Source organism: Sneathiella sp. (assembly GCF_002694385.1).
Taxonomy (GTDB): Bacteria; Pseudomonadota; Alphaproteobacteria; order Sneathiellales; family Sneathiellaceae; genus Sneathiella.
Genome location: NZ_NZMB01000024.1, coordinates 1 through 16825 on the forward strand (window position 1 = coordinate 1; position 16825 = coordinate 16825).

13 protein-coding genes and 1 tRNA gene are annotated in these 16825 nt (G+C 57.8%); all 14 read left to right on the plus strand.

All coding sequences use genetic code 11. The features are described 5' to 3' along the window. Positions 1–3: 3 nt before the first annotated feature. The gene (tuf, locus tag CMN55_RS16385; RefSeq protein WP_293951299.1) at positions 4–1194 is read left to right on the plus strand and encodes an elongation factor Tu; all 1191 of its coding nucleotides are present in this window, start codon (positions 4–6) and stop codon (positions 1192–1194) included. Positions 1195–1305: 111 nt separating this feature from the next. Beyond that, a tRNA-Trp gene (locus tag CMN55_RS16390) sits at positions 1306–1381 on the plus strand. 74 nt (positions 1382–1455) lie between these two features. Beyond that, positions 1456–1653 carry a preprotein translocase subunit SecE gene (gene secE / locus CMN55_RS16395; RefSeq protein ID WP_293951278.1) on the plus strand — a complete coding sequence of 66 codons (198 nt, stop codon included), beginning with the start codon at positions 1456–1458 and terminating at the stop codon, positions 1651–1653. Between the two features lie 4 nt (positions 1654–1657). Continuing rightward, positions 1658–2188 carry a transcription termination/antitermination protein NusG gene (gene nusG, locus CMN55_RS16400; protein ID WP_293951280.1) on the plus strand — a complete coding sequence of 177 codons (531 nt, stop codon included), beginning with the start codon at positions 1658–1660 and terminating at the stop codon, positions 2186–2188. 82 nt (positions 2189–2270) lie between these two features. Next, positions 2271–2699, plus strand: coding sequence for a 50S ribosomal protein L11 (gene rplK / locus CMN55_RS16405; RefSeq protein WP_293951282.1), 429 nt, complete (start codon positions 2271–2273; stop codon positions 2697–2699). 4 nt (positions 2700–2703) lie between these two features. Further along, on the plus strand, positions 2704–3396 hold the full coding sequence (gene rplA / locus CMN55_RS16410) for a 50S ribosomal protein L1 (RefSeq protein ID WP_293951284.1): 693 nt from the start codon (positions 2704–2706) through the stop codon (positions 3394–3396). A 266-nt stretch (positions 3397–3662) separates the two neighbouring features. Continuing rightward, positions 3663–4172 (plus strand): 50S ribosomal protein L10, encoded by a 510-nt coding sequence (rplJ, locus tag CMN55_RS16415; protein WP_286710620.1) that lies wholly within the window; start codon positions 3663–3665, stop codon positions 4170–4172. A gap of 60 nt (positions 4173–4232) precedes the next feature. Further along, entirely contained in the window at positions 4233–4610 is a 378-nt protein-coding gene (rplL, locus tag CMN55_RS16420; RefSeq protein WP_293951287.1) for a 50S ribosomal protein L7/L12, read from the plus strand. Positions 4611–4886: 276 nt separating this feature from the next. Continuing rightward, positions 4887–8984 carry a DNA-directed RNA polymerase subunit beta gene (gene rpoB / locus CMN55_RS16425; protein ID WP_366932102.1) on the plus strand — a complete coding sequence of 1366 codons (4098 nt, stop codon included), beginning with the start codon at positions 4887–4889 and terminating at the stop codon, positions 8982–8984. A 116-nt stretch (positions 8985–9100) separates the two neighbouring features. Beyond that, a complete protein-coding gene (rpoC, locus tag CMN55_RS16430; protein ID WP_293951291.1) occupies positions 9101–13288 on the plus strand; it encodes a DNA-directed RNA polymerase subunit beta' in 4188 nt (1395 codons plus the stop codon). A 431-nt stretch (positions 13289–13719) separates the two neighbouring features. After that, complete coding sequence (gene rpsL / locus CMN55_RS16435) at positions 13720–14091, plus strand: 30S ribosomal protein S12 (protein ID WP_293951293.1); 372 nt, start codon at positions 13720–13722, stop codon at positions 14089–14091. Between the two features lie 12 nt (positions 14092–14103). After that, complete coding sequence (rpsG, locus tag CMN55_RS16440) at positions 14104–14574, plus strand: 30S ribosomal protein S7 (RefSeq protein WP_293951295.1); 471 nt, start codon at positions 14104–14106, stop codon at positions 14572–14574. Between the two features lie 39 nt (positions 14575–14613). Then, the gene (gene fusA, locus CMN55_RS16445) at positions 14614–16689 is read left to right on the plus strand and encodes an elongation factor G (protein ID WP_293951297.1); all 2076 of its coding nucleotides are present in this window, start codon (positions 14614–14616) and stop codon (positions 16687–16689) included. A gap of 40 nt (positions 16690–16729) precedes the next feature. Continuing rightward, the coding region (locus tag CMN55_RS17385; protein WP_148791578.1) for a GTP-binding protein at positions 16730–16825 on the plus strand (96 nt) is incomplete at its 3' end.

Below are 16825 nucleotides of genomic sequence, written 5' to 3' on the forward strand. Positions count from 1 at the left end.
AAAATGGCCAAAGAGAAATTTGATCGCAGTAAACCGCATGTAAACATTGGGACGATTGGTCACGTTGACCATGGCAAGACGACGCTGACGGCGGCGATTACGAAGGTTTTGTCGGAAGCCGGGGGCGGGAAGTCCTTTGCGTTTGACGAGATTGACAAGGCGCCGGAAGAGAAGGCGCGCGGTATTACGATTTCGACGTCGCATGTTGAATATGAGACGGGCGCGCGCCACTATGCGCATGTGGACTGCCCGGGTCACGCGGACTATGTGAAGAACATGATCACGGGTGCGGCGCAGATGGACGGGGCGATCCTTGTTGTGTCTGCGAATGACGGGCCGATGCCGCAGACGCGCGAGCATATTCTCCTGGCGCGCCAGGTTGGCGTTCCGGCGCTGGTTGTTTTCATGAACAAGGTTGACCTTGTGGATGATCCGGAGCTGATCGAGCTTGTGGAAATGGAGATCCGCGAACTTCTGTCCGAGTATGAATTCCCGGGCGACGATATTCCGATCATCGGCGGTTCTGCGCTGGCGGCGCTGGAAGGCCGGGATGACGAAATCGGCAAGGAAGCGATCCTGAAGCTGATGGCGGCGGTTGATGAATATATTCCGCAGCCGGAGCGGGACATTGACCGTCCGTTCCTGATGCCGATTGAAGATGTGTTCTCGATCTCCGGCCGGGGTACGGTTGTGACGGGTCGTGTTGAAAGCGGCATCATCAAGGTGGGTGAGGAAGTTGAGATTGTCGGCATCCGTCCGACGACGAAGACGACCTGCACGGGCGTTGAAATGTTCCGCAAGCTGCTGGATCAGGGTCAGGCCGGTGACAACGTGGGTGTTCTGCTGCGCGGTACGAAGCGCGAGGATGTGGAGCGCGGTCAGGTTCTGGCGCGCCCGGGTTCGATCACGCCGCACACGAAGTTCAAGGCTGAAGCCTATATCCTGACGAAGGAAGAAGGTGGCCGTCATACGCCGTTCTTCACGAACTACCGTCCGCAGTTCTACTTCCGGACGACGGACGTGACGGGTGTTGTGACGCTTCCCTCTGGTACGGAAATGGTGATGCCGGGCGACAATGTGACGATGGATGTCGAGCTGATCGCNCCGATCGCCATGGATGAAGGCCTCCGCTTCGCCATCCGCGAAGGCGGCCGCACCGTCGGCGCCGGCGTCGTCGCCTCCGTAACTGCATAAGCGAGAGGCGGCACCTGTTGTCTTGAAGAGCAGGGCGGATATATAGAGATATAGGTGGTCCCGGGCGTCGGCAGTTAAAATCGGCGACCCGGGGCTGCCCGTTCAGGCCGGAGGAGTGTAGCTCAATTGGTAGAGCACCGGTCTCCAAAACCGGGGGTTGGGGGTTCGAGTCCCTCCTCTCCTGCCATTCTGGTTGATCTCTGTGTAAAAGTCCTGTATACCGCCGGGTCACTCACCCGAAACAAGGATATTTGATAAGTTATGGCAAAGGTAAACCCAGGAGCTTTTATCCGCCAGGTGCGGCAGGAAGCCTCGAAGGTCACATGGCCGACCCGCAAGGAGACGCTGATCACCACGGGGATGGTCTTTGTCATGGTCTTTCTGGCATCCATGTTCTTCTTTCTGGTGGATACCGGCATTCAGTTCGCCATCAAGACATTCATGACGCTGGGGTCCTGAGCACATGGCTAAACGTTGGTATATCATTCACGCCTATTCGGGGTTTGAGAAAAAGGTCGCGCAGGCCGTCAAGGAGCAGGCCATCCTGAAAGGGCTGGCCGATCTGTTTGACGAGGTGCTGGTGCCGGTCGAAGAGGTGGTGGAAGTGCGCCGCGGCCAGAAGGTCAATACGGAGCGCAAGTTCTTCCCCGGCTATGTGCTGGCGCATATGGAAATGAATGAGGAAACCTACCATCTGGTGAAAAACCTGCCGAAGGTGACCGGGTTCCTTGGCAACGGCAACAAGCCGACGCCGATTTCCGAGAAGGAGGCGAAAGCCGTCCTCAATCAGGTGCAGGAAGGCATCGAGCGGCCGAAGCCGTCCGTTACTTTCGAGCTGGGCGAGGAAGTCCGCGTCAGCGACGGGCCGTTTGCGACCTTCATGGGCCTTGTTGAAGAGGTGGATGAGGAAAAGGCCAAGCTGAAGGTTTCGGTGTCCATCTTCGGGCGCTCCACTCCGGTCGAGCTGGATTATTCGCAAGTCGAAAAAAGTTGAATTTAATTCCGCATGGTGCGGATCGTTGTGGGAGGCCGGCCATGGCCGCACCACAACCCCTTAATGTTGAAGAGGGAATATAATGGCAAAGAAAATTACGGGTTACATCAAGTTGCAGGTCCCGGCGGGACAGGCAAATCCGTCTCCGCCCATCGGCCCGGCTCTGGGTCAGCAGGGCGTGAACATCATGGAATTCTGCAAGGCGTTCAATGCGGCGACCGGCAGTCTGGAAGGCGGCATGCCGATCCCGACTGTGATCACGGTTTATGCGGACCGCTCTTTCAGCTTCATCACCAAGACGCCGCCGGCTTCCTACTTCCTGAAGAAGGCTGCGGGCCTGAAAAAGGGTGGCAGCACGCCGAGCCGCGCCGTCGCCGGCTCCGTGACGGAAGCGCAGGTGCGGGAAATCGCCGAAACGAAAATGGCCGATCTCAATGCCAATGACATTGAGGCAGCAATGAATATCATTCGTGGTTCCGCCCGCTCCATGGGCCTGGAAGTGGTGGGGTAAGATCATGGCGAAACTGACGAAAAAGCAGAAAACACAGCAGGGCGCGGTTGACCGCGAGAAATTCTACGCCCTCGATGAGGCTGTCGAGATCATCAAGGCCAACGCCAAGTCGAAATTCGACGAAACCGTTGAAATTGCCATGAACCTCGGCGTTGACCCGCGGCATGCGGACCAGATGGTGCGCGGCGTGATCCAGCTTCCGAACGGTACGGGCAAATCCGTCCGCGTGGCCGTGTTCGCCCGGGGCGACAAGGCGGAGGAAGCCAAGGCCGCCGGTGCAGAGCTGGTCGGCGCTGAAGATCTGATGGAACAGATCCAGAATGGCGAAATGAATTTTGACCGTTGCATCGCAACGCCGGACATGATGGCCGTCGTCGGCCGTCTCGGCAAGGTGCTCGGCCCGCGCGGCCTGATGCCGAACCCGAAACTGGGCACGGTAACGCCGAATGTCGGCGAGGCTGTCAAGGCAGCCAAGGGCGGACAGGTTGAATTCCGCGCGGAGAAAAGCGGCATCGTGCATGCAGGCCTCGGCAAGTCCAGCTTCTCCAAGGATGCGCTGGCTGAAAATATCCGCGCCTTCGTCGATGCGGTGGCGAAAGCCAAGCCGAGCGGCGCAAAAGGAACCTATATCAAGAAAGTTGCGGTCAGCTCCACCATGGGGCCGGGCGTAAAGCTTGAAATCAGCGACATCGTTTGACGCTGATAAAGAATTTGCCGCCTCGTCAAGGGGCGGCAGATGTCGGGTCGGCGTGCCGATCCGTCTGTCCAAGACTGCAGGTGTTTCCGGGATGCTGGAAATTTAAAAGCAACTGTTGCCTGCATAGACAGGGAAGCTATAAAATTCGCTGCGTGTCAGCAATTCAGGTGGACCTGGGACAGTTTGAACCGAATCCGGCGAAGGCCGGGTTCAATTGAAACCGGGATGTTCCGAAGTTGGAATATTCCAGTAACTGGAGACGACGAGTGGACCGATCGCAAAAAGAAGCGGTGGTTGCCGAGCTGAACGGTGTCTTTAACGATGCCGCAGTTGTTGTCATCGCCGAATACAGTGGTCTCACTGTGACGGAGATGACGGATCTGCGCGTTAAAATGCGCCAGGCCGGAGCCAGCTTCAAAGTGACCAAAAATCGGCTTGCGCGTCTCGCTCTTGATGGCACGGACTACGGTTCCCTGTCCGCGAAACTGAAGGGCCCGGTAGGGATCGCCTATTCAAGCGATCCTGTTGTGGCGCCGAAAGTTGCAACGGACTTTGCAAAGGGGAATGACAAGTTCATCGTCATCGGTGGCGCTATGGGGGCGACCGAACTTGATGCTGCAGGTGTCAAGTCGCTGGCCAGCCTGCCGTCACTGGATGAACTGCGTGGAAAGCTGATCGGACTGGTGCAGGCCCCGGCGACGAAGGTCGCAGGCGTGCTTCAGGCTCCGGCTGCCCAGCTTGCCCGTGTTATGTCGGCGAAAGCCGCACAGGGTTAGATGTAATAGCCAGTTATCATTGAAAACAAACCACTAGGTTTACCTGAGGAGAATAGTAAAATGGCCGATCTCGAAAAGATTGCCGAAGACCTTTCCAGCCTGACCGTGCTGGAAGCTGCGGAACTCGCAAAACTTCTGGAAGAAAAATGGGGCGTCTCTGCGGCGGCTCCGGTCGCTGTTGCGGCTGCTGGCGGCGCTGCTGGCGATGCGGCTCCGGCTGAAGAAAAGGACGAATTCGACGTTATTCTTGCCGCTGCCGGCGAGAAGAAGATCAACGTCATCAAGGAAGTCCGCGCCATCACTGGCCTCGGTCTGAAGGAAGCAAAGGATCTCGTCGAAGGCGCGCCGAAACCTGTCAAGGAAGGCGTGAACAAGGACGAAGCCAACAAGATCAAAGAGCAGCTTGAAGGCGCAGGCGCAACTGTTGAACTTAAGTAAGACAGCGGTGTTGCGGCGACCTTTGGGACGCTAGATTTTAACGGGGAAGGCGGCGATTGCTGTCTTCCCCGCAGCCGCTTTCAAAGCGGAGAGACTAAATCCGGCGGGATTTCAAACGCGCAAACCGGTCCGGACGGCGAGATATCCGGAAAAAATTTGCAGGATTTTGCTGGTCAGACGCCCGCGTGGGGCGCGATCAGGAAGTTCCGGCGCGCAGCCTTTTTTTGAAGGCTGTTATTCAGTTGGCCAGGAAACATACGGGGATTTGGCATGGGCATTTTGCAGTCTTTCACCGGTCGCAAGCGCGTTCGTAAAAATTTTGGAACTATCCAGGCGGCGACCGAGATGCCGAACCTGATTGAGGTTCAAAAAACATCCTACGATGCGTTTTTGATGAAAGACACGCCACCCGAAGATCGCGGTGACGAGGGACTTCAGGCTGTATTCCGGTCTGTCTTCCCGATCAAGGATTTTGCGGATACGGCAAGTCTCGAATTTGTTTCCTACGAATTCGAAGCCCCGAAATATGACGAGGAAGAGTGTCAGCAGCGCGGCATGACATTTGCCGCTCCGCTCAAGGTGACGCTGCGCCTCATCGTGTTCGAGGTGGACCCGGACACCGAAGCGAAATCCGTTCTCGATATCAAGGAACAGAGTGTTTACATGGGCGATATGCCGCTCATGACGGACAAGGGCACCTTTATCATCAATGGGACCGAGCGGGTTATCGTCTCCCAGATGCACCGCAGCCCGGGCGTGTTCTTTGACCATGACAAGGGCAAGACCCATGCGAGCGGCAAGCTGCTGTTCGCGGCGCGGGTCATTCCCTACCGCGGCTCCTGGCTCGACTTCGAATTTGATGCGAAGGATGTGGTCTATGTGCGCATCGACCGCCGCCGCAAGCTGCCGGTAACGGCGCTGTTGCAGGCGCTCGACATGAGCCATGAGGAAATCCTCAACTATTTCTACGACCGGGTAGATTACAAGCTGGAGAAGAAGGGCTGGCGGACGCCGTTCAATGTGGAACGCGTACGCGGCAGTCGTCTGATCCGCGATCTGGTGGATGCGGACACCGAAAAGGTGGTGGCCGAAGCCGGGACGAAAATCACGCAGCGGCTCGCCAAGAAGCTGATGGACGAGGGGCTGAAAGACATGCTCGTCGGTCATCTGGATCTGGTCGGTCGCTATGTCGCCGAAGACCTGATCAACGAGCAGACGGGCGAAGTCCTGGTGGAAGCGGGCGAGGAACTGACCGAGGCCTTGATCGACCGGCTGGAAGCGGCGGGTTTCAAAGCGGTGTCGACGCTCGATATCGACAATGTCAATGTCGGGCCCTATATCCGCAACACGCTGGCGGTTGACAAGAGCAGCTCGCGCGATCAGGCGCTGATTGATATTTACCGTGTCATGCGCCCCGGCGAGCCGCCGACCGAGGAAACGGCCGAAGCGCTGTTCAATGGCCTGTTCTTCGATCCGGAACGCTATGATCTGTCCGCCGTTGGCCGGGTGAAGATGAACCTGCGCCTTGATCTGGATGTCGAGGATACGGTGCGCGTCCTGCGTAAAGACGACATTCTCGCGGTTGTCAAAACCCTTGTCCGGTTGAAGGACGGTCATGGGGAAACCGACGATATCGACAACCTCGGCAACCGCCGGGTTCGCTCTGTTGGCGAGCTGATGGAAAACCAGTATCGCATTGGCCTGCTGCGCATGGAGCGGGCGATCCGCGAACGGATGAGCTCGGTCGAGATTGATACGGTGATGCCGCATGACCTGATCAATGCGAAGCCCGCCGCGGCGGCCGTGCGCGAATTTTTCGGCTCCAGCCAGCTCAGCCAGTTCATGGACCAGACCAACCCGCTGTCGGAAATCACCCACAAGCGGCGTCTGTCGGCGCTGGGCCCGGGCGGCCTGACGCGCGAACGCGCGGGCTTTGAGGTGCGCGACGTGCATCCGACGCATTATGGTCGTATCTGCCCGATTGAAACGCCGGAAGGCCCGAACATCGGCCTGATCAACTCGCTCGCGACCTATGCGCGGGTCAATAAATACGGCTTTATCGAGAGCCCGTATCAGCGCGTTGAAAATGGCAAGCTCAGCCATGAGGTGAAATATCTCTCCGCCATGGAAGAGAGCAAGCACACCATCTCCCAGGCCAACGCCGCCCTCGATGAGGAAGGCCGGTTTACGGAAGATTTCGTGCGCTGCCGGGCGCAGGGCGAATATGTCGTCGCCAAGCCCGAAGATGTGACTTATATCGACGTGTCGCCGAAGCAGCTTGTCTCTGTTGGTGCCGCGCTTATTCCGTTCCTCGAAAACGACGACGCCAACCGCGCCCTGATGGGATCGAACATGCAGCGTCAGGCCGTGCCGCTCCTGCGGGCGGAGGCGCCGTTTGTCGGCACCGGCATGGAAGAGCGGGTGGCCCGCGATTCCGGTGTGGCGACGGTCGCCAAGCGTTCAGGCGTTGTCGATCAGGTGGATGCGACCCGCGTCGTGATCCGCGCGACCGATGAGGAGGATCTCAGCAAATCCGGTGTGGATATCTACAACCTGCTGAAATTCCAGCGGTCCAACCAGAATACCTGCATCAACCAGCGGCCGCTCGTGAAGGTCGGCGACAAGGTTGAGGCCGGGGACATCATCTGTGACGGCCCGTCCACCGATCTTGGTGAGCTGGCGCTGGGCCGGAACGTCCTGGTGGCCTTCATGCCGTGGAACGGCTACAACTTCGAGGATTCCATCCTGATCTCCGAGCGGATCGTGAAGGATGACGTCTTCACCTCGATCCATATCGAGGAATTTGAAGTGGCCGCCCGTGATACGAAGCTGGGCCCGGAAGAAATCACCCGCGATATTCCGAACGTCGGTGAGGAGGGGCTGAAAAACCTCGACGAAGCCGGTATCGTTTATGTGGGGGCGGAAATCCAGCCGGGTGACATTCTGGTGGGCAAGATCACGCCGAAGGGTGAAAGCCCGATGACGCCGGAAGAAAAGCTGCTGCGCGCCATCTTTGGCGAAAAGGCGTCTGACGTGCGCGACACTTCCCTGCGCCTGCCGCCGGGGGTTGCCGGTACGGTCGTCGAAGTGCGTGTTTTCAACCGCCATGGTGTCGAGAAGGATGAACGCGCGCTCGCCATCGAGCGGGACGAGATCGAACATCTCGCCAAGGACCGGGACGATGAAAAGGCCATTCTGGAGCGGACGATCTATGACCGCCTGAAGAGCCTGCTGGTTGGCCAGGCCGTTGCCGCCGGACCCAGCGAGTTCAAGGCAGGCGAGGAAATCGCCTCCGCGAAGTTGTTGGAGCTGCATCGCGGCGTCTGGTGGCAGATCAGCGTCCAGGACGATGCGTCGATGGAGAAGATCGAGCAGCTCAAGAAGCAGTATGACGAGGCGATTGGCGCCCTCCGGGCCCGCTTTGAAAACAAGGTGGACAAGCTGCAGCGCGGAGACGAGCTGCCGCCGGGCGTCATGAAGATGGTCAAGGTTTTCGTCGCGGTGAAGCGCAAGCTGCAGCCGGGTGACAAGATGGCCGGCCGTCATGGCAACAAGGGTGTTATCTCCCGCATTCTGCCGGAGGAGGACATGCCCTATCTGGAGGACGGCAAGCCGGTCGATATCGTTCTGAACCCGCTCGGCGTGCCCTCGCGTATGAACGTCGGGCAGATTCTGGAAACGCATCTGGGCTGGGCGAGCCATGGGATCGGAACGCAGGTTACCGAAATCATGAACCGCATCCGTCACGGATCGGCCGATCTTGGACCGCTCAAAGCCAAGCTGAAAGAGGTTTATGGCGATGAGGAGTATGGGGAAAAAATCTCCGGCATGTCCGATGAGCAGTTCCTTGAACTCGGCGGTAACCTGAAGAACGGCGTGCCGATGGCGACGCCGGTTTTCGACGGCGCCAAGGAAGAGGATATCAACCGCCTTCTGGAAGTCGCCGGCCTCGATACCTCCGGTCAGGTGACGCTGATCGACGGGCGGACAGGCGAAACCTTTGATCGGAAGGTAACAGTCGGCTATATTTATATGCTGAAGCTGCACCATCTGGTTGATGACAAGATCCATGCCCGTTCCATCGGCCCGTACAGCCTTGTGACCCAGCAGCCGCTGGGCGGTAAGGCGCAGTTCGGCGGACAGCGCTTTGGTGAAATGGAGGTCTGGGCCCTGCAAGCCTATGGCGCCGCCTATACCTTGCAGGAAATGCTGACGGTCAAGTCGGACGACGTGGCCGGCCGTACCAAGGTCTATGAAGCCATTGTCCGCGGTGACGATACGTTCGAAGCCGGTATTCCGGAAAGCTTCAACGTTCTGGTGAAGGAAATGCGTTCCCTCTGCCTGAATGTCGAGCTTTCGCAAATCGGTTACTGAGTGAGTGGTCCCGGCTTCGGCCGGGGCCCTTTGAGACGCAGGTCACAGACATATATTTTTCAGGCTGCTATAAAAGCGCCTCCCGGCGAACCCGGGTTTAAAAGGAGAGATGGTCCATGAATGAGTTGATGAACCTTTTTGGTCAGCCGCAAGGCACTCAGGCTTTTGATCAAATCCGCATCTCGATTGCGTCACCGGAGCGGATCCGCTCCTGGTCCTACGGCGAGATCAAGAAGCCCGAAACCATCAATTACCGCACCTTCAAACCGGAGAAAGACGGCCTTTTCTGCGCCCGCATCTTCGGCCCGATCAAGGATTACGAATGCCTGTGCGGCAAATACAAGCGGATGAAATACCGCGGCATCACCTGTGAGAAGTGCGGCGTTGAAGTCACCCTTTCCAAGGTGCGGCGCGAGCGCATGGCACATATCGAGCTGGCATCCCCGGTCGCGCATATCTGGTTCCTGAAGTCGCTGCCGTCGCGCATCGGCCTGCTGCTGGACATGACGCTGAAGGATCTGGAACGGATTCTTTATTTTGAAAATTATGTGGTGATCGAGCCTGGCCTCTCCCCGCTGAAGCAGTATCAGCTCCTGAGTGAGGAAGAATATCTCGACGCGCAGGATGAGTATGGCGAGGATGCCTTCACCGCCAATATCGGCGCGGAAGCCATTCGGGACATTCTCTCGGCCCTCGACCTTGAGGCGATCCGCGAGGAAATCCGCGAGGAGATGGCGACCACCACCTCCGAAGCCAAGCCGCGCAAGCTGGCCAAGCGCCTCAAGATCATCGAAGCGTTCATCGAATCCGGCAACCGCCCGGAATGGATGATCCTGCAGGTGATCCCGGTTATCCCGCCGGAGCTGCGCCCGCTGGTACCGCTGGATGGCGGCCGTTTCGCCACCTCTGACCTCAATGATCTCTATCGCCGGGTGATTAACCGGAACAACCGCCTGAAACGCCTGATCGAGCTGCGCGCGCCGGACATCATTGTCCGCAACGAAAAGCGTATGCTTCAGGAATCCGTGGATGCGCTGTTTGACAACGGCCGTCGCGGCCGGGTGATTACGGGTGCCAACAAGCGGCCGCTCAAATCCCTGTCCGACATGCTGAAGGGTAAGCAGGGTCGCTTCCGTCAGAACCTGCTCGGCAAGCGCGTCGACTATTCCGGCCGTTCGGTCATCGTGGTGGGGCCGGAGTTGAAACTCCATCAGTGCGGTTTGCCGAAGAAGATGGCGCTCGAGCTTTTCAAGCCCTTCGTCTATGCGAAGCTGGAGCTGAAGGGCATGGCAGCGACCGTCAAGATGGCGAAGAAGCTGGTCGAGAAGGAGCGCCCGGAAGTCTGGGACATTCTCGAAGAGGTGATCCGCGAGCATCCGGTGCTGCTGAACCGCGCGCCGACGCTGCATCGTCTGGGAATTCAGGCGTTCGAACCAACCCTCATCGAAGGCAAGGCCATCCAGCTTCATCCGCTGGTCTGTACGGCCTTTAACGCCGACTTTGACGGCGACCAGATGGCCGTTCACGTGCCGCTGTCGCTGGAAGCGCAGCTTGAAGCCCGCGTTCTCATGATGTCCACCAACAACATCCTGAGCCCCGCGAGTGGCAAGCCGATCATCGTTCCCAGCCAGGATATCGTTCTCGGGATTTACTATCTCACCATGAACATGTCCAACGAGCCGGGTGAGGGGATGGTGATTGCCGATGTGGCCGAGGCGCTGCATGCAATCGACAATAAGGTCCTGACCCTGCACAGCAAGATCAAGACACGCATCTGGGAAGTACAGGAAGACGGCAGTAAGGTCCGCAAGGTTGTCGAAACGACACCGGGCCGCATGCTGATCGAGGAAATCCTGCCCAAAAACGCGAAGATCAATTTCAATCTGATCAACCGCCTGCTGACAAAGAAGGAAATCACGCAGGTGATCGACGAGGTCTACCGCCATTGCGGACAGAAGGAAACGGTCATTTTCGCCGACCGCCTGATGGGGCTCGGTTTCTCCCATGCCTGCCGCGCCGGTATTTCCTTCGGCAAGGACGACATGCGCATTCCTGAGGCAAAAGAGCGTCTGGTTGAGGAAACCCGCAAGCTGGCCGAGGAATATGAGCGTCAATATTATGACGGCCTGATCACGCAGGGCGAGAAGTATAACAAGGTCATTGATGCCTGGTCCCAGTGCACGGACCGCGTTGCCGATGAAATGATGAAGGTCATTGAAGCGGTGGAGATGGATGAGAACAACCGCCAGGTTGGCATCAACTCCATCTATATGATGGCGAACTCCGGTGCCCGTGGTTCCGCGGCCCAGATGAAGCAGCTCGCAGGGATGCGCGGCCTGATGGCCAAGCCGTCCGGTGAAATCATCGAGACGCCGATCATTTCCAACTTCAAGGAAGGTCTCAGCGTTCTCGAATACTTCAACTCCACGCATGGCGCGCGTAAGGGTCTCGCGGATACGGCGCTGAAAACCGCTAACTCCGGCTACCTGACCCGCCGTCTTGTCGATGTGGCGCAGGATTGCGTTGTCATCGAAGAAGATTGCGGCACGGAAAATGGCCTGACAGTGCGTGAAGTCGTCGAGGGCAGCGATATCATCTCGACGCTCAGCGACCGCCTGCTCGGCCGCACGGCGGCGGTGGATGTGATCAACCCGCAGACCGGCGAAGTCCTGGTCGCCGGCGGGGAAATGTTCGACGAGGCAAGCGCGCTTCAGGCGGAGAATGTCGGCGTCGAGCAGGTTCTGATCCGCTCGGTCCTGACCTGCGAAACCAAGGGCGGCATCTGCGCCAAATGTTATGGCCGTGATCTTGCCCGCGGAACGCCCGTCAATATCGGCGAGGCGGTCGGCGTTATCGCCGCGCAGTCCATCGGCGAGCCGGGAACGCAGCTCACCATGCGGACCTTCCATATCGGCGGAACGGCGCAGGTGGCGGAAATTTCCTCTGTCGAAGCCTCGCATGACGGCACCATCCGCATTGAAAACCGCAACGTGGTTGTCAACAGCAGCGGATTCCCGATTGTCATGGGCCGGAACTCCGAACTGGTGCTGGTTGATGCGAACAATCGCGAACGGGCCCGCCACCGTGTTGCCTACGGAACGCGTCTCCTCGTCGATGAGGGCGCCGAAGTGAAGAAGGGCGACAAGCTGGCCCAGTGGGATCCGTTCACCACGCCGGTGATCACCGAACTAGAAGGTAAGGTCAGCTATAAGGACCTTGTCGGCGGTATTTCCATGGCCGAACAGGTGGATGAGGCAACCGGTATCACCCGGAAGATCGTTGTCGACTGGAAGTCGCAGCCCAAGGGCAGCGATTTGCGGCCCCGCATCACGCTGCGCGATGCAGAGGGGGAACTCCTCACCCTGCCGAGTGGTCATGAAGCCCGTTACTTCCTGCCGGTTGACGCCATTCTCTCGGTTGAGGACGGCGCCGATGTGCAGGCCGGTGACGTGCTGGCCCGTATTCCGCGTGAAGGCTCCAAGACCAAGGACATCACCGGTGGTCTGCCGCGGGTGGCGGAACTGTTCGAAGCCCGCCGTCCGAAGGATCACGCGATCATTGCGGAGGTCAGCGGTTTTGTGGAATTCGGCAAGGATTACAAGTCCAAGCGGCGGCTTTACATCCGTCCGGAGGATGAAAATCTGGAACCTGTTGAGTATCTGATTCCGAAGGGCAAGCATCTGTCTGTCAATGAAGGTGATTTTGTCCGTGTCGGCGATTATCTGCTCGATGGCAATCCGGCGCCGCATGACATTCTGAAGGTCCTCGGGGTGGAGGCACTCGCCAACTTCCTGATCAATGAAATTCAGGATGTCTATCGCCTGCAGGGCGTGAAGATCAACGACAAGCATATTGAAGTGATCTGCCGTCAGATGCTGCAGAAGATCGAGATCGAAAAATCGGGCGACAGCTACTTCCTGCTCGGCGAGCAGGTGGATAGCGAGGAGTTCGAGGCCCAGAACGAAAAGCTGGTCGCTGCTGGCAAGGCCCCGGCGGAAGGAAATCCCGTTCTGCTCGGTATCACGAAAGCGAGCCTGCAAACCAACTCCTTCATCTCTGCCGCCTCCTTCCAGGAAACGACACGGGTGCTGACGGAGGCATCGGTTGCCGGCAAGCAGGACATGCTGAGCGGCCTGAAGGAAAACGTCATTGTCGGCCGTCTGATCCCGGCAGGGACGGGCGCCCAGATGAATCGCCTGAAAATGCTGGCCGCACGGCGCGACCGGGAAATTCAGGAAAACTCTGCCTCTGCGGTGAATATGCTGGAACCGGAAGGAACCAGCGAAACTTCCGCAGCGGAATAAGGTCGAGAATCACCTCTGCCGGGCGGCGTGCCGCAAAGGGGCAGAGGCAAGATGACGGGAAACGGCGCCTGTTCCAGGGCGCCGTTTTTCATGTTCGGATTGGATAATTGTTTCACATCGCCGGATTTGCGCAATTTTATTCCCCGAAGCACGGGAATTGCACGTCTGACGGTGCTTGTAATGGCACATCAACGCAGGGGCGGGAAGATTAACGAAAAGCCAATCTTTTCCTCTTGACTGCATGTAGCCTCACCCATATATTGCGCGCTCCTGACACTGGTCGTGTATTGAATATTCCGTGTGTCGTCAGGATTTTTTAAGAAAACACACGCGTTTAAGTCTCTTCGGGTGGACGCAAAAAACCTGACCGCGAGCAGAGCCGCAACTGCACGCGGCTGTTCTATTTGCGGCAACGAATGATAGGAAGAAGAATGCCTACTATTAATCAGCTGATTAGAAACCCCCGCAAGGCGCCGGTTTCGCGTAATAAAGTGCCCGCCATGGAGGCGTGCCCGCAGAAGCGCGGTGTCTGCACAAGAGTTTATACGACGACTCCGAAGAAGCCGAACTCGGCGCTTCGTAAGGTTGCCCGTGTCCGTCTGACCAATGGTTTCGAGGTTACAAGCTACATCCCTGGTGAAGGGCATAACCTGCAGGAACACTCCGTAGTTCTGATCCGCGGCGGCCGTGTGAAGGACTTGCCGGGCGTTCGCTACCATATCGTTCGTGGTGTGCTGGATACCCAGGGTATTGCAAGTCGTCGTCAGCGTCGCTCCAAATATGGCGCGAAGAAGCCGAAATAAGGAAATAATTAAATGTCTCGTCGTCACGCCGCAGAAAAACGCGAAATTCTCCCTGACGCCAAGTATGGGGATGTTGTTCTGACCAAGTTCATGAACTCCCTCATGTATGACGGAAAGAAATCCACAGCCGAAGGCATTGTTTATGGCGCCTTCGATCTGATTGAAAAGAAAACGGGTAATAACCCTGTTGATGTCTTCCATGAAGCCCTCGACAAGATCAAGCCGGATATCGAGGTTCGCTCCCGCCGTGTGGGTGGTGCAACCTATCAGGTGCCGGTTGAAGTTCGCAGTGAGCGCGGGCAGGCCCTCGCCATTCGCTGGCTGATCATCAGCGCGCGCAAGCGGTCGGAAGTCACCATGGTTGACCGGCTGTCCGGCGAAATTCTCGACGCGTCCAATGACCGGGGCGGCGCCGTGAAGAAGCGGGAAGACACGCACAAGATGGCGGAGGCAAACCGCGCGTTTGCCCATTATCGCTGGTAATCGAATTTAACGACGAAGCTAGAGCTTAGGATTTCCGACATGGCACGCAAAACGCCCATCGAAAAATACCGCAATATCGGGATTATGGCCCATATCGATGCCGGTAAAACAACAACGACAGAACGCATTCTGTTTTACACCGGTGTGTCTCACAAGATTGGTGAGGTGCATGATGGTGCGGCGACCATGGACTGGATGGAGCAGGAGCAGGAGCGCGGAATCACCATTACCTCCGCCGCGACGACATGTTTCTGGAAAGACTATCGCATCAACATCATTGATACGCCCGGTCACGTGGACTTCACCATTGAGGTTGAGCGTTCGCTGCGTGTTCTTGACGGCGCGGTTGCGGTGTTTGACGGCGTTGCCGGTGTCGAGCCGCAGTCTGAAACCGTGTGGCGCCAGGCGGATAAATACCGCGTACCGCGCATGTGCTTCGTCAACAAGATGGACCGTACGGGCGCGAATTTCTTCCGCTGTGTGGAGATGTTCAAAACCCGCCTGGGCGCCAAGCCGCTGGTAACCCAGCTGCCGATTGGCTCCGAAGCCGAATTTGAGGGCGTCGTCGATCTGATCAAGATGAAAGAGATCGTCTGGGCCGGTGACGAGATGGGCGCGCAGTTCGAATATCGCGATATCCGCGATGACCTTGCCGATCAGGCTGCCGAATATCGTGAAGCGATGGTTGAGACCGCGATTGAAGTCGATGAGGCGGTTCTTGAGGCTTATCTTGAAGGAGAAGAGCCGAGCGAGGAAACCCTTCTGCGCTGCATCCGCAAGGGAACGATTGATGGTTCCTTCGTGCCGGTTCTGACGGGTACGGCATTCAAGAATAAAGGCGTGCAGCCGCTTCTTGATGCGGTGATCAATTTCATGCCGTCTCCGACCGACATTGGCGGGACGCATGGCATTGACGTGAAAACCGAAAAGGACGTGATGCGCATGCCCTCCGATGAGGAGCCGTTTGCCGGTCTCGCCTTCAAGGTGATGTCGGACCCCTTCGTCGGATCGCTGACATTCGTGCGTATCTACTCTGGTGTGCTGGAAGCCGGGACGCAGACGCTGAACTCCGTGAAGGGCAGCCGGGAGCGCGTTGGCCGTATGTTGCAGATGCATGCCAACAGCCGCGAAGATGTGAAAGAGGCGCGTGCCGGTGACATTGTTGCCATTGCGGGCCTGAAAGACACGACCACGGGCGATACGCTTTGTGATGCGGTGAAGCCGGTCATTCTGGAGCGCATGGAATTCCCGGAGCCGGTCATCGAGATCGCGGTCGAGCCGAAAACCAAGGGCGACCAGGAAAAAATGGGCATCGCTCTCAATCGTCTTGCCAAGGAGGATCCGTCCTTCCGCGTTGCTTCCGACATCGAAAGCGGCCAGACGATCATCAAGGGGATGGGCGAGCTGCATCTGGACATCATTGTGGACCGCATGCGCCGCGAATTTGGTGTTGAGGCCAACGTGGGTGCGCCGCAGGTGGCGTATCGCGAAAGCATCACGCAGAAAGCCGAGCTGGATTACACCCATAAGAAGCAGTCTGGTGGTTCCGGTCAGTTCGCGCGTATCAAGATCGTTGTCGAGCCGAGCGAGCCGGGCGAAGGCTTTGTTTTCGGGGACACCATTACCGGTGGCTCCGTTCCGAAGGAATATATTCCGGGCGTGGAAAAAGGCGTTCGCGACATTGTGGAAACCGGTGTTCTGGCAGGCTTCCCGATGATCGACGTGAAGGTGACCCTGATCGACGGCGCGTATCACGACGTGGACAGCTCGGTTATGGCCTTTGAAATTGCCGGTCGTGCCGCCATGCGTGAAATCGCCCGCAAGGCAGGCCTGCGCCTGCTGGAACCGATGATGAAGGTCGAGATTGTCACGCCGGACGAATATATCGGCGACGTTATGGGCGATTTGAACAGCCGCCGCGGTCAGGTGACCGGGACGGAGCAGCGCGGTATCGCGCAAGTCGTCAACGCCATGGTGCCGCTGGCCAACATGTTTGGCTATGTGAACAACCTGCGCTCCCAGACACAGGGGCGCGCGACCTTTACCATGGTCTTCGACCATTATGAACCTGTGCCACAACACGTTTCAGACGAAGTTCTGGCGAAGTTGGCGTAACGGAACGAGCTGAGGCAGCCGGGAAAAACGGAGAAATAAAATGGCCAAAGAGAAATTTGATCGCAGTAAACCGCATGTAAACATTGGGACGATTGGTCACGTTGACCATGGCAAGACGACGCTGACGGCGGCGATT